This window comes from Rheinheimera maricola, assembly GCF_016918075.2.
Lineage (GTDB): Bacteria > Pseudomonadota > Gammaproteobacteria > Enterobacterales > Alteromonadaceae > Alishewanella > Alishewanella maricola_A.
Map to the genome: position 1 here is coordinate 394,909 of NZ_JAERPS020000002.1, position 19,719 is coordinate 414,627.

Annotated in this window: 15 protein-coding genes; 8 read left to right on the forward strand and 7 right to left on the reverse strand. The window is 48.6% G+C overall.

Annotation, left to right across the window (positions count from 1 at the left end; translation table 11 throughout):
* Positions 1–265: 265 nt before the first annotated feature.
* From I4W93_RS07580 to I4W93_RS07600, 5 genes are all read left to right on the forward strand, one after another.
* Positions 266–1,054, forward strand: a complete 789-nt coding sequence (locus I4W93_RS07580) for a MipA/OmpV family protein (RefSeq protein ID WP_205309626.1) — start codon at positions 266–268, stop codon at positions 1,052–1,054.
* A complete protein-coding gene (locus I4W93_RS07585) occupies positions 1,048–1,413 on the forward strand; it encodes a DUF3019 domain-containing protein (protein ID WP_205309627.1) in 366 nt (121 codons plus the stop codon). Before I4W93_RS07580 ends, I4W93_RS07585 begins: the two co-directional genes overlap by 7 nt.
* On the forward strand, positions 1,413–2,099 hold the full coding sequence (locus I4W93_RS07590) for a response regulator transcription factor (RefSeq protein WP_205309628.1): 687 nt from the start codon (positions 1,413–1,415) through the stop codon (positions 2,097–2,099). Before I4W93_RS07585 ends, I4W93_RS07590 begins: the two co-directional genes overlap by 1 nt.
* Positions 2,100–2,109: 10 nt before the next feature.
* Positions 2,110–3,312 (forward strand): sensor histidine kinase, encoded by a 1,203-nt coding sequence (locus I4W93_RS07595; RefSeq protein ID WP_224673321.1) that lies wholly within the window; start codon positions 2,110–2,112, stop codon positions 3,310–3,312.
* Positions 3,313–3,456: 144 nt separating this feature from the next.
* Positions 3,457–4,224: a substrate-binding periplasmic protein gene (locus I4W93_RS07600; protein ID WP_205309630.1), complete on the forward strand. Its 768-nt coding sequence runs from the start codon at positions 3,457–3,459 to the stop codon at positions 4,222–4,224.
* 25 nt (positions 4,225–4,249) lie between these two features.
* Here I4W93_RS07600 and I4W93_RS07605 read toward each other — a convergent pair whose 3' ends face one another.
* Both I4W93_RS07605 and I4W93_RS07610 read right to left on the reverse strand, forming a co-directional pair.
* Positions 4,250–4,678 (reverse strand): hypothetical protein, encoded by a 429-nt coding sequence (locus I4W93_RS07605; protein ID WP_205309631.1) that lies wholly within the window; start codon positions 4,676–4,678, stop codon positions 4,250–4,252.
* Positions 4,679–4,735: 57 nt separating this feature from the next.
* The gene (locus tag I4W93_RS07610) at positions 4,736–7,090 is read right to left on the reverse strand and encodes a winged helix-turn-helix domain-containing protein (RefSeq protein ID WP_205309632.1); all 2,355 of its coding nucleotides are present in this window, start codon (positions 7,088–7,090) and stop codon (positions 4,736–4,738) included.
* Positions 7,091–7,545: 455 nt separating this feature from the next.
* On the opposite strand from I4W93_RS07610, the gene I4W93_RS07615 reads away from it, so the two are divergent.
* Positions 7,546–8,997 (forward strand): HDOD domain-containing protein, encoded by a 1,452-nt coding sequence (locus tag I4W93_RS07615; RefSeq protein WP_205309633.1) that lies wholly within the window; start codon positions 7,546–7,548, stop codon positions 8,995–8,997.
* A gap of 3 nt (positions 8,998–9,000) precedes the next feature.
* Here I4W93_RS07615 and phoR read toward each other — a convergent pair whose 3' ends face one another.
* Positions 9,001–10,326: a phosphate regulon sensor histidine kinase PhoR gene (phoR, locus tag I4W93_RS07620; RefSeq protein WP_205309634.1), complete on the reverse strand. Its 1,326-nt coding sequence runs from the start codon at positions 10,324–10,326 to the stop codon at positions 9,001–9,003.
* A gap of 18 nt (positions 10,327–10,344) precedes the next feature.
* Complete coding sequence (gene phoB / locus I4W93_RS07625; protein WP_205309635.1) at positions 10,345–11,031, reverse strand: phosphate regulon transcriptional regulator PhoB; 687 nt, start codon at positions 11,029–11,031, stop codon at positions 10,345–10,347.
* 366 nt (positions 11,032–11,397) lie between these two features.
* On the opposite strand from phoB, the gene I4W93_RS07630 reads away from it, so the two are divergent.
* Positions 11,398–14,079 (forward strand): beta-helix domain-containing protein, encoded by a 2,682-nt coding sequence (locus tag I4W93_RS07630; RefSeq protein WP_205309636.1) that lies wholly within the window; start codon positions 11,398–11,400, stop codon positions 14,077–14,079.
* A 122-nt stretch (positions 14,080–14,201) separates the two neighbouring features.
* Positions 14,202–16,862 (forward strand): TonB-dependent receptor domain-containing protein, encoded by a 2,661-nt coding sequence (locus I4W93_RS07635; RefSeq protein WP_205309637.1) that lies wholly within the window; start codon positions 14,202–14,204, stop codon positions 16,860–16,862.
* Between the two features lie 65 nt (positions 16,863–16,927).
* Here I4W93_RS07635 and I4W93_RS07640 read toward each other — a convergent pair whose 3' ends face one another.
* From I4W93_RS07640 to pstB, 3 genes are all read right to left on the reverse strand, one after another.
* Positions 16,928–17,827: a porin gene (locus I4W93_RS07640; protein WP_205309638.1), complete on the reverse strand. Its 900-nt coding sequence runs from the start codon at positions 17,825–17,827 to the stop codon at positions 16,928–16,930.
* 272 nt (positions 17,828–18,099) lie between these two features.
* Positions 18,100–18,825, reverse strand: a complete 726-nt coding sequence (gene phoU, locus I4W93_RS07645) for a phosphate signaling complex protein PhoU (RefSeq protein ID WP_205309639.1) — start codon at positions 18,823–18,825, stop codon at positions 18,100–18,102.
* A 67-nt stretch (positions 18,826–18,892) separates the two neighbouring features.
* Positions 18,893–19,663, reverse strand: a complete 771-nt coding sequence (gene pstB, locus I4W93_RS07650; RefSeq protein WP_205309640.1) for a phosphate ABC transporter ATP-binding protein PstB — start codon at positions 19,661–19,663, stop codon at positions 18,893–18,895.
* Between the last annotated feature and the right edge of the window lie 56 nt (positions 19,664–19,719).

The window sequence follows — 19,719 nt, forward strand, 5'->3', positions numbered from 1 at the left end:
TATACTTTTGCATTCAGCCGGCAGTTATATCGCGTGCAATCACCTGCAACTGTATCAAAGTGTGCAGTGTTATTTTCTGCCGCACACTTTTGTACACTTCGCACTTTGCAGCACTGCTATGTTATGTCAGCTTGAGTTTGTTGATAAACTGGCCAGAAATTCAGCTGTTACTATAATTTTCAAATACCCCACTACAGGTTAAATAATGTTACTACGCAGTATCACTCGTTTTTTATGTCCCATATTCTTGTTCGCAGCAAATTTTGTGCAAGCTGCCGACGAGCATGATGATATAGCTCAGCGACTGCAGTGGCACATGGCGCTAACCGTGGGTTATGGCCAGTATGACAGCCTGTTATTTGATGAAAAGCCGAGCCAATTATTTGTGCTGCCACGCTGGTCGCTATATTACAACAGGCTGTATGTTGAAAACCTCGATCTGGGTTTTAATCTGCTTGAAAGCCGGCATTTTTCACTTGATCTTAGTACCAAGCAAAGTTTTGACGCCCTACTGGTACGAAAAGGCAACGCCGAAGATGCGCTGATAAAATCGATTGCTGTCCACGATATAAAATGGCCGATACCCTGGGATTCTGATATCCGCGACACCTTGGATCTGACTAAACGCCACAGCAGTTATCTCGCCGGTGCCACACTATACTTCAGGGGTGGCAATACCGAGCTTCGCAGCGCACTACATGCCGACATTTCGGGCGTACATAACGGTAAAGAGTGGCATAACCAGCTGCGCTATCACTATCAGTACGGTGCCTTTGAACTGGCAACCAGCATGGGGCTACGCTGGCTAGACCGGCGCTATGGCAATTATTACTTTGGTTTACGTTATAGCGAAACTGAGGATGCGGCAGCAAACCAGCCTGGCAGTATGTGGCTGCCGTCGCTGAAGCTTGAGGCCAGTTTCACGCTAACAGACGACATCAGGCTGGTGGCGCACTGGAAAAGAGAGTGGTACCCGTCAGCGATTACCGCTAGTGTCTTTATCGGCAAAGCACAGCACGATGTCTGGTTTACGGGGTTGCAGTACCGATGGTGAGGTTAAGGCGGGCATTATGCTGCAGCTTACTTTGGCTGCCCCTGTCAGCGCATACCGCTGAGCTTGAGATCCTGCCGAAATACTGCCTCATCGTCAACGACGCGATGTGCCGCACCAATATCACCGTACGCTGGCAAGCTGACGCCCCAGCTTGTCTGGTAAACGCAACTAGCCAACGTGTGCTGCATTGTGCCAAACAGCAGGATAACTTTGTCGTCACCGTACATAGCAAACAGACAGTCGCGTTTAATTTAGTAGACCAGGCCAGCAATGAAATTCTGCTCACCACGGAATTTAAAATACTGCATAATCAGCCGCAGGCGCTGCAGCAACGCCGGCTATCCTGGAGCATATTTTAATGAGCAAACATATATTGCTGCTAGAAGATGATTTAGAACTGGCCAGGTTAATGCAAGACTGCATGTCAGCTGAAGGCTACAGCGTCTCACATGCCTATACTGCTGCCCGCGCCACCCAGTTAGTACATCAACAACTATTTGATTTAGTGATATGTGACGTCATGTTACCGGGTAAAAGTGGCTTTAGTTTTGTTGAAGACATCCGTGATTCGTTTGCTGGCCCTATCCTGTTTATGACGGCACAAAACTCACTTAAACAACAACTTTACGGCTTTGAATTAGGCGCTCAGGATTACTTGCTTAAACCCATAGATCCGCGCCTGTTATTAGCCAAGATAAAGGTGTTTCTGACACCAGACCACGCGGCTTTGCCGTTAAATACGCAATATGAGCAGCTTAACCTGAAACTCGACTGTACTACAAAAGCAGCGTGGCTGGATGATGTGCCGCTAGACCTTACCACGGCAGAGTTTCGTCTACTGGAAGCCCTGATGCAACGTTATGGCGCCGTGGTTAGCCGGGACTGGTTATTTCAAAATCATTTAGGTCGGGATTACGATGGCACTGACCGCACCATGGACGGGCGGGTATCACGGTTACGTAAAAAGCTACAAGCAGTTGATCCGGCGTGGAATATCGTCATTTCATGGGGAGAGGGGTACTACCTTGCCTATAAGCCGACCTGACAGGCTTTCATTGTCGCTACTGCGCTTCTATTTAGTGCTGGCGCTAACGGTGCCGGCACTAGCGTTCACTATCAGCTTGCTGCACAACTGGTATACGTCAGACAGCGCACCGGCAGTACAGCTGGATCACATACTCGCACAGGCATTTACAACCACGCCAGCGCATAATATGCGTTGCATAATGTCGGCACAAGATGAATGTACCGATGCAATTTTTATTCAGCTCTCCGCTGACCACTGGCAGCACAGCAATGCTAACCCGCAACAGCATTATTTTGAGTTCGCTGAATCAGCCAGCCAGCGTTTGCTATGTCAGCGCCAGCCTGATGCCAGTCTTTACTGCCTGCGATTGCAACTAGCCGATGCAACATCTGTAAATACCAAACAACGTTTTAGCCTGTTGTTTTATGCCGCGCTTTTTATTGTTTTCTTTATCTACGCTGCGACATTGTTTAAAGATGCAGCGGTGCTGCGTGCCTCGGCATTAGATGAAATAAGACATGGTAAGCTGCCGGCGTTCAGACTAAGCCCAAAATCGTACTTAGCCCCGTTGGCAAAGTCATTGCAAAATATGACAGCGCGCATTAGCGAGCTCACCACGTTTCAAACTGAAATAGCTGAAACAATATGCCACGATATTAAAACGCCAGTGGCGCGTATGCGCTTTATTGCCCACCAAATAGAAAATAAAGGCGATTCGGCTACCGCAAAGCAGCTAACCTCCAACTTGAAAGAAATAGAAGAAAACGTAAATGAATATTTATTACTGGCGCAAAACCAATACTTAGCAGAAGCGCTAAGCTATGACGCTATTAAACTGGAAGAATTTCTGCTTCAGCTTAAACAACTGTTTTCCCTTGATAATCAAATAACTATAGACATAACCATAGCAAAGCACGTTATTGTGTTAGCCAATCGGCGCTTACTGCACCGCGCGTTGGCTAACCTTATCAGCAACGCAATGCGCTATGCCGTTGCAAAAATAGCCATAGTGGTAACGATGGCAGACGGCTATTGCCATATTAGTGTGCACGATGACGGCCAGGCCGCTGCAACCAAGGCTACAGCGCCCCGAGCCACAGAAACACTGCATCATTCATTAGGCTTAAGCATTGTGCGCCGCGTTTGCCAGCAACATAGTGGCCACTTTAACTTTACGACATCACCATTAGGCGGACACACCGCAACACTATCGCTGCCCCAGCATAAATAATCAGGCGGCCGAAATAATGCAGCATGCCGTTTATACACCGCTTCGTTGCACTATTACTGTCTGGCTGCAATACTCAGTCAAACTGTAACTTTGTGTTACCGCAACCGGCGATACATAGCCCGTTGCTATATCAGGTCGGCTGTTATGAAATTCTGTACGGTATTACTACTGCTGTTTTGGCCTTGCTTGAGCCAGGCCAATACTGTGTTTTCGGTATGCTATGAAGGTTCGGGCATGGCGCCGTTTATCAGTGCTGGCAGCGATGAAAGCCAGCCGGTGGGTTTCCTGGTGCAAATGTTAAACGCAGCGGCGGCGCCACTGGGCATTACCTTACACTACCAACAAGCACCCTGGCTCAGATGCCAGAAAATGGTGCAGCAAAATGAGTTAAATGCCACCTTGGCGATGATTTGGTCAGCTGAGCGGGATTTGCAGTACCGCTTTCCCGACCAGCAAAGCGGTACTCAACAGTCAAAACGTTATTTATGGCAAGCCGAATACCCGGTATTTCATGCCATCACTACACCCTTTGTATTAGCGCAATATCAGCCCAGATTTGGCATTAGTGCGCCGCTGGGTTACATTGTCGAAGACTGGCTAGCGCAAAAAGGTTGGCTTAGCCCTTACAAATTCACACTGGACGACGGCCTGAAAATGGTCTCCGATGGCAAACTAGACGGCTATAGCGCCGAGCGTTTAATCGGCAGCAATCATCTGCAACAGCTTGGCCTGGACGATAAGGTGGCGATTAGTGACGATAACTTACTGGTTGAAAACTGGCATATCGTGTTCAACCAGAGTTTCTACACGCAGAACACCCAGCTGGTCGAACAGTTTTGGTCTAACCTTATCGCTGCCCGACAACAGCTGGAAGCGAGACACTTTGACTTGTATATCAAGCCACCTCACTAAACCGCATATTTAGGTTCGTTAACTGTTAGTTCTGCTTAATAATGATCCGCGGGTCAAAATCATCGCAACCAGGCACTTTTACGCCGTAATCATAGTTACCGCTGGCATCGCCTTTAATCCGGCACTTTAACTTGCCTTGATTATTCGATTCCAGCTTGCAGTTGTCTTTAAAAGGCGAAGTGTCGCCATAAAAATATACCGTGAAATTTTTAATATTGCCGCCCTGCCATTCAATATGCTTAGCAGGTTTACTGCAAACGCAATCAACAATACCTTCACAGTCGCCGCGCTTACCCTCTGCTGTCTTGCAATTATCCACACCAGACACGGTGATAGCGCTAATACAGCTTTGGCTGCCGCTGGTCACCTCGGTAAATATCAGCGTTTGATCTTTATCATTTGCCAATGCCAGTCCTGCAAAACAGGTGCTTAGTAGTAATAACCATATTTTCATAGTGAAATGCCCTTTTTCAACGTTATAAAAGTACTGCATTTCCGCAAAGACACCTGGCTATTGCCAGGTATGAGGAATTTTAGGATCGGCAGCAATCAGCTGAGCCGGATAACCGTAGCTAATTGCCTGATTAACATAAGCACTGCCGGCGTCATGGCGCTGGCAGTTAAAGCTGGCGATAGCCAAATCATAAAACAGATAGAAATCGGTCTGACTAGCGGCTTGTACTTGCTGCTCAGTGTGTAATGCCGCGTCACAATGCTGCACTTCAGATTGTAATCTGCTGATTTGCGACAACAACGCCTGAGCCTGTGCATCTACCACCAGATTATTTTGTGCCAGCTGCAACGCTTTTTCATACAAAGGGAGTGCCTCATGTTGGCGCTCCGCCTGCACATCCAGCACATCAGCTAGATTGGTCCAAATAGTGTAATCATCTGCGCTGTTATCTAACGCCTGACGATATTTCTGCTCTGCTTGTACATAGTCCGCATTAAAATAATACGCCGTACCTAAATTAGAATAGGACAACGCCATCGGTGCCAACTCAACTACCTGTTGCCACGCCGTGATGGCCTGCTGAAATTGGCCACTAAAAAACCAAGCTGCAGCTAAACTATTTAACACATCAGTACTGGCAGGTTTTAACTGTGCAGCGCGTTCAAAATGCCGTGCTGCAGCGTCAAAGCTACCGGTTTCGTACAGAAAGCTGCCATACAGCATATAGTTTTGCCAGTAGCCAGGCTCTAACTCAATGGCCAGGCGAAACTGTTGTTCGGCATCCGCTTTATTACCCTGTGCATTTAGCACCATGGCTTTACCGCTTAAGGCGTCTACCCAACGTGCATTTAACGCCAGCGCCTGATCATAGCGCGCCATAGCTGCAGTGTGCTGGCCGCTTATGCGGTATAAATCACCCAGTATCGTGGCCACGCCAGCTTGATCAACGTTTAAGCTGGCAGCATGCTGACAGGCCTGTTGCGCCAGCTCAAACTCAGACACGCTGCGACTTAGCACATACATATCCAGATGAACCTTACATAAACTGGCTGACGCCAGAGCAAAGTGTGGATCCGCCTGCAGTGCTTTTAGCAGCAGGTTTTCAGCACTTTGTAAACTTTGCATATCATCATATTTTTTCAACCGCTGCCGGGCTTGCATATAGGCATCAAAGGCGACAAAATTTTCTGTAATACGATACTCAGCGGTTGGTAGCGCCTCACCACTCACCGGCATAATTAATGCGAATGCATTTTGCACCTGCCGGTGCAGATCTTGCTGCAATAGCGGTAATGCCTGACGGCTCTGGCTTAAGCGGTTAGACCAACGCCGCACACCGGTGCTTGCTTCTACTATCGACACTTCAAGCTGCATTGTGTCCTGGTCGGCACTCAAGCTCGCCTCTAATATAAACTCAACCCGCAAATGAGCGGCAAGTTCGGCGTAGCTGGCCGTGGCAAAATTAGCTTGCATGGCACGATCGGCCAACACCGGAAACTGATTTAACTGCGTCAGTGAATACAGTAGTTCCTGCCTGATACCATCTATCAGGTAGTCCTCAATACTACTGCCATTGCTTAACAAAAATGGCAAAACGGCCACTGAATTGGGAATGGGCGTAGTATCTACTGCAGCTATACTCACCGGGCCGTCGGCACCGCTGTCAGCGTCAATTGCCAGCTTTAGCGAGTGCGCCAGCAAGCCTACAGCAGTAAAAGATAATAATAAAAACACCAGTTCTATAGTTAACTGACGACGCCAATAACGCTGCTTATCTGGGTTATCAGACTGCGATAGCCGTTTTTTACGCTCGCGCAGATCGCCCACCCAGGTGACAAGTAACACCAATGGAAATACCACAAGCAACACTAGTAAGGTAAGCTTCATGCCGGTAGCGGAGATATTCATCAGTGGAAACGTGATTGCCATTACTTGAATAAACAACCAAACACTGACTAAGAATGCCACGCTGACACTGAATAAACGGCTGCCGCGAAACAAAGACATTAACCAGGAACGATGTTTAGCGGTAGCAGCATTGCCACGCCCGCGCCGCTCTACTTGGGGTATAAAAGTCGTGGCAGACGCCAGTGGCCGCACCGGTAACAATAGCCGATAACCCCGCCGCGGCAACGTTTGAATAAATATCGGGCAAGCTTTGTTATCGCCCAAAACATGGCGTAGTTCGCTGATAGCATGGGTTAAATTCACTTTTGCTGCGCCAACATCACCCCAAACCGCGCTGAGCAACTGCTGTTGGCTAACAATAGTTTCAGCGTGTAACGCCAATTGCAGTAATAATTCCAACGCTTTGGATGACACATGACGATGTTCGCCACGCACCACTATAAAGCCCTGCTGCGGCAATACACTAACCTCAGCCAGGCAAAAGCCACCGTGCAGCGTCGCCATGGTCGGCACCGTGTGATCTGCAGCAGACGTTGTATTAATTAAACCCTGAGTTTCCACAATAACCTGAGTTGATTGAGTTTGTTTATGCGCCGTTTTTATCCGCATAAAATCTGAACAAGTATGGTCAACTCAGGCGTAAAAGCCAATAAAAGCAACGCAGTAGATATAAATCACGTTAATGCAAACATTGCAATCAATCTATTCACACTTAAAACCCATTGACCAAACATAATAAACATCCAGGTTTCATTTGGTCATTACAACAGTGCGTTTCTCGCCACGACAGCGCCTGAAACTTAACCTGTAGCCCCCGTTCAAATAATATCGCAGCCGGCCTGAAGTTTCTGTATTAGGTTTTTCAACCGATACAATAAGTTACACTGTTTTTACATTCGCATTTATGCCGTGCTGCACTATGCTGTAGCAAAGATTAACATTGTTTCAGGCAGTAATTGATGACAGACGTGCGCCGACCAAGTGCAGCACAATGGACAGAGCAGCTGGCCAAGCGTGAGTTGCCGGCAATTACCTCAATGGCAACGACATTGGACAAGTTTGCCAACGATGATGTGTCATCCATTCCACAGTTAAGCCAAGCAATTCTGCACGATCAGGCACTGTCATCCTGCTTACTCAAAGTCGTTAACACCACGAGTCATGCATCTGTTAGGCGGGTTAATACCGTGTCGCGAGCCGCCATTATACTGGGCATCCAGGCAGTAAAAAACATTTGCCTGACCTCAAAAATCCTCGAAGCGCTACTGCAATCTGAAAACTTGCAGCCTGCCGTATATGAGCGTCTGCTGATGCTGATGGCTAACGCCTTTTATGCGGGTTTGCTAGCGCGGATGATGCTGCCAGAGCACCACGAAGACACAAAAGAAGAAGTCTATCTGGCAGCCATGCTGTATCACATAGGCGAAACTGCGTTTTGGAGCAGCGGCTCTGCACTAAGTGAACAGCTGATACGCCAGGCGAGCGCCCTGTCGCCCGCCGAGTTTGGCCAATACTGCCGCGGAGAGATTGGCGTTAGTTTTGATGAACTGAGCATCGGCTTGGTGCGCACCTGGAACCTGGGCGAGTTACTGCTCAAGGCGTTGGATGCACCAGAGAGCCGTACTGTTGAAATGCAAGCGATAAGTCTGGCGAATCAACTAAGCGCAGCAATACATACGCCACCGCGTAACAAAGCCGACTTCAGCCGCCTGCTGCAGGACGTTGCTCGCGTGATGAAAATTGAGCCTAAACAGCTAAAAGAACGCATTAAACAAACGCGTCAACTGGCACTAGAGCTGCTGCAATCCTATGGTGCGGATGTACTGCAAAGCCACATTAAAAACCTACCCAGCGACGCCGACTTTATTGACATTACCCCGGTAATAGCACCGGTAAGTCGCGACAGCGCGTTGTTACAAGTGGCACAACAGTTACAGCAACTTACCTTACGCCATTGCAATATCAACGAGCTGCTCAGCTTGCTATTGCAGCAAGCTGCGGCCATTTTTGCGTTTGACAGCTGTGCATTCTGGATCTTGTCGGCCGACAAAACCCGGCTGGAATCACGCTCGGCTTACGATGGCCAGGGTACGCAAAATACCGCCAGGCGCTCTGTAGCTATTTCAGCAACTCACAATTTATTCAGCCTGAGTATACAGCAGGCTCAGCCACTATTGATTAACGACCGACGGGCACCACAGTGGCATAACTATATCGATGAACAAATGGACAAACTATTACAACGCGGCACTATGGCGCTGACAAGCGTTAAAATTCATAACAAAGTGATTGGAATTATTAGCGCACAGCACCTGAAAACCGCCAGGCCCATTAGTGATGAAGACTATCGCCAGTTCTGCTTTATTTGTGACTATCTGAATATGTGCCTGAGCCTGAGTACTGCCCGCTAGTGCTTAGCTATTGCGGCTGCGCTTTTTAACGTTGCCCTGCACCAGCTCCGGCGGCAAGGTAAAAGAAAAACTGCTGCCTTTACCCGGTTCACTGAATATCATCAACCGGCTGTTATGCCGCGACAACACGTGTTTTACAATAGCCAGACCTAGCCCGGTGCCGCCGGTATTACGTGCACGGGCTTCATCTACCCGGTAAAAGCGTTCGGTCAGGCGCTTAACATGTTGCGGCGCAATACCCGGACCATTGTCGTTTACCGAGAACACAGCTTTTAAATGCTGTCGCTGCCAGCTGATATGAATATCACCACCATTCTGGGTATATTTAATGGCATTAACCACCAGATTAGAAAACGCGCTGCGCAGCTCTTCAGTCACACCGGTGACAGTTAATGTAGCGTCTATATCGAATACCAGCTGGTGCTGCTTGTCGCGATTCAGCGTTTGCGCTTCTTGCTCCAGTTGGACCAGCATGGCTGGGACGTCGACCATGTCATCAAACTGCACTCTGGCTGATGCTTCAATCCGCGATAACGTTAACAACTGTTGCACCAACGCATCCATACGCTTGGTTTGGTCCAGCATCACGTTGTGGGCTTTTTTCCACATCGCTTTATCCGGCAAGTTTTCATCATCCATCACTTCCAAATAACCTTGCAATACCGTCAGCGGGGTGCGCAGTTCATGCGAGACATTGGCTACAAAGTCTTTGCGGATCTGCTCCAACTGCTTCAATTGCGTAATGTCACGCACAATTAATAAGTATTGCTGAGCACCATAAGCCATTATGTTGAACTCAAGCGTTAATTGATCGTTTACTGGCGAGGGCAGCTCTATCGGCAGCTCAAACTTGCCGGCTTTGAGGTATTGCAAAAAGTCTGGATGGCGGATCAGGTTATCTAACCGTTGGCCTTCATCAGCAGGCCAGTGCAGCCCTACCAGAATTTGTGCCAATTTGTTGCTCCAGATAATACTCCAGTCCTGCTGCATTACCACAACGGCTTCGGGCAGGGCTTCAGCACCATCGCGAAAACGGCGTACAATATTGCGCAGCTCGCGGCGTTTTCGCCGGTCACGCCGTTGTAAATAATAAATGCCTTCAAACAAATGGCCCCAAATGCCTTCGCTAATGGGCGGTGATAATTTACGATCACGCCACAGCCATTTGTCCATTAAAAATAGATGGTGGTAATGCCACAACAGCAGCGCCACTGTGAAAATAAGCAATGCCAACAACAGACTGTTCGAGATCAAACCAACCAGAGCAATAAAACAATAAAACAGAAACAGCCTGGTGTAGACCTTACTTTTTGACAGCAATTGGCGCATAGCGTCAGCGTTAACCTTTTACTTGGCAGAGAAACGGTAGCCGGAGCCCCGCACGGTTTGCACTAATCTATCATGGCCGGCAACAGAAATCGCCTTACGCAAGCGGCGGATATGCACGTCAACGGTGCGGTCCTCCACATACACATTGGTTCCCCAGACATGGTCCAGCAGCTGTTCTCGACTGTATACCCGCTCTGGGTGCGTCATAAAAAAGTGCAGCAAACGAAACTCGGTCGGCCCCATATCCAGCGCATGGTCAGATGCCATCACCCGGTGCGATACCGGGTCTAGTTTCAAACCCTGCACTTCAATAATTTCATCTAAGCTGGTTGGCGCAACACGGCGAATAACCGCTTTGATACGCGCCATCAACTCTTTGGGTGAAAACGGCTTAGTGACATAATCGTCGGCGCCGACTTCTAAACCACGTACTTTGTCTTCTTCTTCACCGCGGGCAGTGATCATAATAATCGGGATATTGCGCGTCAGTTCATGTTGTTTCATCTTCTTCGCAATTTGGATACCACTGCCGCCTGGCAACATCCAGTCTAGCAACACCAAATCTGGGTAAGGTTCCATTAACGCATTAATGGCAGAATCAAAATCTTCGGCTGTAACGGCCTGGTAACCGTTTTGTTCCAGCACAAAACATAACATATCGCGGATGGGAGCTTCGTCTTCCACCACCAGGATTTTTCTTGCCATAAGGTCCACCACATTTTGTTAACCGGCTAACTGCCGGACGGTTGTAACTCTGTATGCCGCATAGTATTGCTGCAGTTTATGACATTTTTATGAAAACTCGAGGTTAATCTTTCGCCAGCATCAGTACGCAGCCAACCAACACATAAAAGCAACAAGTTTCACAAAAATAAAGCCCGAGTTGTACAACCTGGGTATGACACTAAGATGAACTTTTTTTGACAGCCACAGCGCAAAACCGCAGCACTAGCGGTCAATGCGCACTGTAACCAGACCGCCGCATTAGTGTAATAAATTCGTCATTCTCCTGCTGTAGGGTGCCTGCAACTTGATTGGCAATACCCAACACAATTCAACGGAGAGATGGTAATGGCTTTAGGCAAACTTATTAAACTAAGCGCAGTAGCAACAGCGTTGATGCTGGCAGGCTGCGGTGGCGACTTGGTCGTTAACGCTGGTGGTAATGAGAATGGCGGCAACAACGGCGGTGGCAATCCAACGCCACCAACAAGTGCCTGTCCAACTTTTGCGACTCAGGGCAGCAGCTTGGCTGGTGTTAGTAAAGCAGTGTGTGAAATCAGCGGCACTATTACTGCTGACACCCGCCTTACAGCCGATATCGCTTGGTCATTAAACGGTAAAGTTACTGTAGGTAATGATAATGCCAACAGCGCAACACTAACCATTGAGCCTGGCACCAGCGTGTTTGGTAAAAGCGGCGCCGATTATTTAGTGGTGGCACGCGGTTCAAAAATTCAGGCAGTAGGTACTGCTGCAGCGCCCATCATAATGACATCGGTCAACGATATGCTGGGCCTGTCTGACAATGAGTCAAGTGCTGAGTGGGGCGGCCTGGTACTGCTGGGTAATGCACCGAGTAACAAATGCGACCAGGCAGCGCTGACCAGCTGTGAAATTCAGGCTGAAGGTGAAGCCGGCCCCTACGGCGGTGCGGATCCAGAAGATAACAGCGGTGCATTAAAGTATGTGCAGGTGCGCTATGCCGGTTTCGAGGTTATCCCGGACAACGAGCTAAACGGTATCACTTTTGCCGGTGTCGGTCGTGGCACCACGGTGGAATACATTCAGGTACACAATAACCTGGATGATGGCGTAGAGTTTTTTGGTGGTACTGTTGATGCCAAGTATGTGGTACTGACTGGCAACCGCGACGACTCATTAGACTGGGCCGATGGCTGGACCGGCCGCATGCAGCACGTATTAGTGCGCCACAACCCAAATGATAGCAAAGCGAACCGCGGCATAGAAGCCGACAACCAATCAGGCAACTTTACTGCCGAGCCAGTATCTAAGCCGCAAATTGCTAACATGACCATTATCGGTAATAACTTTGACGGCGAAGATGATTCCGAGGGCGTGTTACTGCGTGCCGGTACCGCGGCTGAGCTGTATAACTTCATAGTTACCGGACCACAAGGTATGGGTGAATGCTTTGAAGTGAACAGCGACGAATCGGTAGCGAATACCGGCAACGGCGAAATTATCTTCCGTAACTCAATCCTGGACTGTGCTGAGCCAACAAAAAATTCGGTGGATGCAGCAAGCAACGTAACGTTGGACGCGCAAGCCTGGTTCCTGGCTCAGCCTGGCAACAGCATTGGCGATGCACTATTGGGTGGTTATGTGCCGGCTCCTAACTCACCTGCGCTAGGCAATGGCTATAACGTTGCCAACAACGTTGACCCGTGGTTTGACAACGTAGACTACATCGGTGCCTTTGACGGCATGACTGACTGGACAGTGGGTTGGACTATAGGCTTGCACCCAGAAGATGACTTAGCTGCCTGCCCTGCCGGCACCAGCGAAGTAAATAGCCTGTCTGGCCGGTTAAACTGCCAGCTAACGGGCGACATCACCACTAACGTAACGTTAGCCGCGGGTGCGGATTATGTGTTAAGTGGCCGGGTTCGCATTGGCGTTGACAACAGTACCGCAGCGACATTAACTGTGCAGCCTGGCGTGCGCATTTATGGCAAATCAGGTGCAGATTTCCTGGTTATTACCCGCGGTTCAAAAATTGACGCTAACGGCACAGCAGCTAACCCTATCGTGATGACGTCAGTGCAAGACATCATTGGCTCGCCTACGGCTGCCGGTCAGTGGGGCGGCTTAGTGTTACTGGGCAACGCGCCAAGCAACAAGTGTAACCAGGCTGATTTAGCCAGCTGTGAAATTCAGGCAGAAGGCGAAGCCGGCCCATACGGTGGCGCTAACTGGGAAGACAATAGCGGCCGCTTAAACTACGTCGTAGTTAAGCACGCCGGCTTTGAGGTTATCCCGGATAACGAATTAAACGGTATTACCTTTGCCGGTGTAGGTTCTGCCACGCAGTGTAGCAATATTCAGGTGCACCAGAACGTCGATGACGGTATCGAGATGTTCGGTGGTGCGGTTAGCTGCAAAAACGTGGTATTAACCGCCAACGGCGATGACTCAGTTGACTGGGCCGACGGCTGGAAAGGTAAGTTGCAGTTTGTGTTAGTAAAACACGCTGCCGATGGTGCCAAGGCCAACCGCGGTATCGAAGCAGACAACCAATCGGGTAACTTCACCGCAGCACCAGTATCTAACCCAACTATTGCCAACATGACCATTATTGGTAACGGCTTTGATGGTGATGACGATTCAGAGGGCGTGTTGTTGCGTGCGGGCACTAATGCTCAGCTGGCCAACTTCATTATCACCGGGCCTGAAACTATGGGCGAATGTCTGGAATTTGACTCAGCTGAAACCAAAGCCTTGGCTGCGACAGGTTCATTAACCATGACCCACTCTGTTGTCGCCTGCGCCGAACCATTTAAAGGTGACCTGGGTAACGGCACGACTACCGAGCAGTGGTTCCTTGGCCAGGCGGGCAATAGTGTTGCAGCCAACCAGGCTGCCGTACTGGACGGTATCTTTACTATCGATGCCACCACACCAAAAGACATGACGGCAGTAGACAGCTTCTTTGATGCAGTTGACTTTATTGGTGCAGTAGAAGCCGGTAACGATTGGACTGCTGGCTGGGCGGTTGGCTTAGACGACTAACAGCAACGAACACTGCCGGGTTTTGCCTGGCAGTGTTTTTTTATTCCACTGCATTACACCTGGCCGCTAGCAGGGTAATGCAACGCAGATGTAACCGTAAAAGCTGATAGGACAAAGTTCAGATGAGCAGCATGCAAAAGTTTAATTTCAGTCGTGTAGGCCGCAGTGTGTTGCTGGCCCTGAGCACAGCAACCGCCCTGGTGTCGATGGCAGCCATTGGCCAAGACACCACCGAGGCAACACCACAAAATGAAGCCGATGTTGAACGTATTTCTGTATCCGGCCGTCTGATGAGCTCTGCTGCCTCTGCCGCTGCAGAGCGCCGCGAGCAACCTTATGTTGCCGAATTACTTGGCATGGAACAAATTTCCCGCGCCGGCGACAGCAATGCAGCTACCGCGCTGCGCCGCGTTACCGGTTTAACGCTGGTAAAAGATAAGTTTATTTATGTCCGTGGCTTAGGTGAGCGTTATTCCAGCACGCTGTTAAACGGCGCCATGGTACCCAGCCCGGACCCAACCCGTAACGTGATACCGCTGGATATGTTTCCGGCCGGCATTATTGAAAGCTTAGTGGTACAAAAAGCTTATTCCCCGGAACTGCCGGCCGCTTTTGGTGGCGGCAACGTTAATATCCGCACCACCGCTATTCCACTGCAAACGAGCTTCAATGTAGCAGTAGGTACCGGTTATAACAGCCTGAACAGCGACGATGGTTTTGATTACGCCGGTGGCGGCGATGACTGGCGCGGTAAAGATGATGGCCTGCGCGGCATTTCTGCTGAGTTGGCCGCAGCACAAACACAATATGGCATTTTAACGCCAGTAAATATCGCTGAAGCGTTAGGCGGCATCAATGCCACAAACCTGGCGCAGGCTGAAACCATAGTGCGTGAGCTGGGCACTGCCTTTAACCGCGAACTTGATATCAGCCGTAAAACCGTTAAGCCTGATTTTGATGGCAGCGTGTCTTTTGGTAGCCGCTTTGATATGGCGAAAAATGTTGTGTTCGGTGTCATGTCGGGCCTAAGCTATGACCGCTCAACGCAAAATATAGACGAGCAAGAACGGTATTATTCCGTGTCGGGCGAAAACCTGGTTCCGCTTAACTTGTATGATGATATTAAAGGCACTGAGCATCAGGTTAAGTTATCTGGCATGCTTAATTTCGGCTTAGAGTTGGGCGTAGATCACCGGCTGGAAACCGCCAGCATCTACCTGCGCGACACCAAAGACGAAATTAAGATTAAAAACGGCGACAGTATCGAAACCATTAACGAAACTAACCGTTTTAACACCGATACCAGTATTTTGTACGAAGAACGCAGCATGCTAAGCAACCAGTTGCGCGGCCGGCACAACTTCCCTTACCTGATGGACTTAGCACTAGACTGGCAGTATACCGATGCCAAAGCCCGTCGCTATGCTCCGGGCGAAGTGGAGTTCCGCTATTTGAATGAAACCCAGGATGATGGCAGCGTATTTTCTTTCCTACGCCGTAACCAGAACGCGGTGAATTACAGCTTTAGTGACATGCAAGACAATACCGAAAACCTCAGTTGGAACGCCAAACTGCCGTTAACACTGGGTAAGGCTGAAATGACATTCAGCGCCGGTTATAGCTATTTTGAACGTAGCCGCAATGCCCAAACAGATCGGTTTAATTTCGATACCGTTGGCTACAGTCTGGCACAGCTATCCGGCAGTTTTGCAGAAATTTTCTCCGACGAAAATATTCTTAATGCCAGCAACGGCTTTAAAATTTCCAACGTTACAACCCAAGCTGATGATTATCTGGCCGCACAAATGATTGATGCGGGCTACGGTGCGCTGGAGCTCAACTACGATTACCAGTTCCGTATTAACCTTGGTGTACGTTACGAAGATTTTAAACAAATATCCTTACCCCTTACTGCCGATGGTAATGTCAGTGGTAACCTAACTGACTCGGTCCTGTTAGAAGACGGTTTTTACCCGGCGCTGTCACTGACCTGGTTTATCAATGATGATTTACAAGCACGCTTTGGTTATAGCCAAACCGTGGTACGCCCCGACTTACGTGAAGTAACACCGGTACTGTATGTTGACCCGTTAACCGACTTTAAAGTTACCGGTTTCTCCGGATTAAAAAGCACCGACATTAATAGCACCGATGTTCGCTTAGAGTGGTACTACGACAACAGCAATTACAGTGTTGGTTTATTTTACAAAGACTTAGACAATCCGATTGAAGCCATAGAGCTATCCGGCTCCGACGGGAACTTGTTAATGTCGTTCCGCAATGCCCAAAGCGGCACACTGTATGGGGTTGAAGCCGAATTTTTGCAGCAGCTGGATATGTTTGGCGGTGACGTTGGAAAAATAGCCGACAATTTCTTCCTGGCAGGCAACCTGACGTTAAGTGAATCAGAAATTAGCATTCAGCCATTCCCGGGTGCCGATTTAACCAACTTAACCCGTGGCTTAAGCGGTCATTCTAAGTACGTGGCTAACCTGCAACTGGGCTTTGATGCAGACAACAACCAACACAACGCGACCCTTACCTACAACGTGTTTGGTAAACGTATCGCTTTTGCTGGTGTTAACGATAAAGACGACGCCTTTGAACAACCGTTTAACTCGTTAGACTTTACTTACAGCTATACGCCAACCGAGAGTATTGCCGTAAAACTAGGGCTGAAGAACCTGCTGGATGAAGATGTAGAAATTCTGCAACAAGGCCAAATTCTGCAAAAGCGGGTTGAAGGCCAAAGCTATAGCTTAAGCTTCTCGTACAAGTACTAAGCTGAATACTGCAGCAACAAAAAGCCGGTCAGTGACCGGCTTTTTTATTGTTATCAATTTGATAATCAAAACTTATGTTTAATGCCTACTGCCAGGTAATCGCGATCCGGTGTTGGTGTATCTAAGTTAAAGCTGCTGTACCAGGCGAACAGAGTGGTATTTTTGCCCGCTTTATAATCCGCACCCAAACTTATTGCCTTGTCATCTTCCAGCGTCTGATATTGCGCTTTTAATTCAGTTTTACCCAGCGGGTAAGCCGCACTAACCAACCAGCCATCTTGCTCCGCACCGGTAACAATGTTTTCCTGGCTGTGCAAAATAGCGCCTAGTTTAACGCCTGATACCTTACCTTGCGCCTGCAAACGCACTGTATCATAGCCATTAACTTCAGCATCTACCGATACCGCCGCATAAAAGTTACTGTTTTTCAGGTTTTCATCACCGTAATACAGCGACGCAGAAAACGCATCTTCAGCATCAGCGGCATCTTCCATAATGTAGGTTAGGTGCAAACCAAAGCCTTTGTGAGTTGGGGTGTAGTAAGTAATAGAGTCACTGGCGCGCACTTCGCCTTTCCATAACGCTTTAACGTCTGCTTCGTAATCGCTGAATAGGTCGATTTTGCCCTGAGCATCTTTCAGTGCCGTATCGTGACGGCCTAACCGCACTTCACCGAAGCTACCTGCCAGGCCAACATACTGATTGCGCGAAGTGATGTTTTCGCCGCCACTGACATCTGCCAAATCGACTGCCCATTCTAACTGGTACACCAATTTAAGACCATGCTCCAGCTCGTAATCACCTTTTAATCCAAAGCGTGAACTGTTACTTTTTAACTCAGAGAAGCGGCCTTCGCCTTCATCGCTGGACTGCGCTGACACATTTACCTGACCATATACCGTTACCGGTTCAGCATGCACACTGGCTGCCCCGGCCATCGCTAATAAGACTAATGTTTTTTTCATGTTCTGCACCTGAGTTAATACTAAATTGCACGTTGGCCATAACTGGCATCGTTGTCACTGACGGCGGTCATGATATGACCATTTTATGACACTTAAATGACAAGATGGCATTTTCATGGCGTTTAAATGATGTTTTTATGACTTAGCGCAGTAAATTTGCCACTTTGATGGCAGAAGTATTAATCATATTAATAAGATAGCCAGTACATTTGCACAACAAAACACAAAAAAGGAGCCTTAGCTCCTTTTTTGTGTTTTGTTATGCAGTTTGTTTAATCGCGTTTTCTATCAACAATCTGCTGTAGTTCAGCATCACTCAGATGGGCAACGTGGCTGCCTTTGCTTAAAAAGATAGCCTGCTCACAAATATTGCGGCTGTGATCACCCACGCGCTCCAACGATTTTGCAACTTGCGACACTTGCAAACTAACAGCGATTTGCTGCACATCTTGCATCATAGATGCCAAACTACTTTGCAAAATACTGTCGTAACTACTGTCTATCGCTTTTTCATCGCGCAATACACTCAAAGCCGCTTTGGCATCCATTTGCTCAAACGCCGCTATGGCACGCTCAAACATTTGCAGCACATCCTGCCCCATCTGATTCAACGTATTGAGCTGGGCAGGCGACGGTCGGCTGTCCGGCAGTTCTCTTAATAAAGCTTTAGCAATGCGCTTGGCCATATCGCCAATCCGCTCAACGTCGTTAACACTTTTCAGTATGGCCAATACCAGACGCAAGTCTGTGGCAGCCGGTTGCCGCCGGGCCAGGATATCCAAACAATGCTCGTCGATATCAACCTCAAAACTATTTACCTGCCGGTCAGACTGTTTGACTTGCTGCGCCAACGCTAAATCTGCAGCAGTAAACGCTGTCATTGCGTCGCGCAGCTGCTGCTGTGCCAATGCAGCCATTTGCAGTAACCTTGCTACTGCCAGTTGTAACTCGTCATCATAAGCCTGTGAGTAATGGCCGCCGATTTTATCATTTGGCATAACGCCAGTCTCCTGAGTAAAGTGTGCCGGGCAAACTGCCGGGTATTAACCATTTAGCCCAATACGTTTAGCCATAACGACCGGTAATATAGTCTTCAGTGCGTTTTTGCTGCGGGTTGGTAAATACATCGTTGGTATTGCCAATCTCAATTAAGTTACCAAGATGGAAAAACGCTGTACGATCAGATACCCGGGCTGCCTGCTGCATATTGTGCGTAACAATAACAATGGTGAAATTTTGCTTCAGCTCATCAATCAGCTCTTCAATAATCGACGTTGCTATCGGGTCCAGCGCTGAACATGGCTCATCCATCAAAATAACTTCCGGGCTTACCGCTATACTGCGCGCAATACACAAACGCTGCTGTTGGCCGCCCGATAAACCGGTGCCGGGCTGATCCAACCGGTCTTTAACTTCATTCCATAAACCGGCACGGCGCAAGCTTGATTCAACAATATCGTCCAAATCGGCCTTGCGCTCTGCCAGGCCATGTAATTTCGGCCCGTAAGCAATGTTTTCATAAATTGACTTAGGAAAGGGGTTGGGCTTTTGAAACACCATGCCAACCTGAGCCCGCAATTGCACTACGTCTAGTGCCGGTTCATGAATATCCCGGCCGTCGAGCAAAATACTGCCCGTTACACGGCACTGATCAATGGTATCGTTCATCCGGTTCATGCAGCGTAAAAAGGTTGATTTACCGCAACCAGACGGGCCAATAAATGAAATCACCTCATGCTGATACACATCCATGCTGATGCCATGCAGCGCCTGATTATCGCCGTAGAACACCTTAACATCGCTAGCACTGATTTTTACCGGAGCTGAATTACTCATCTGTTTATCCGTTATCTTTAAATTAACTCTGTTGAATAGCGTTTAGTTGCGCACCT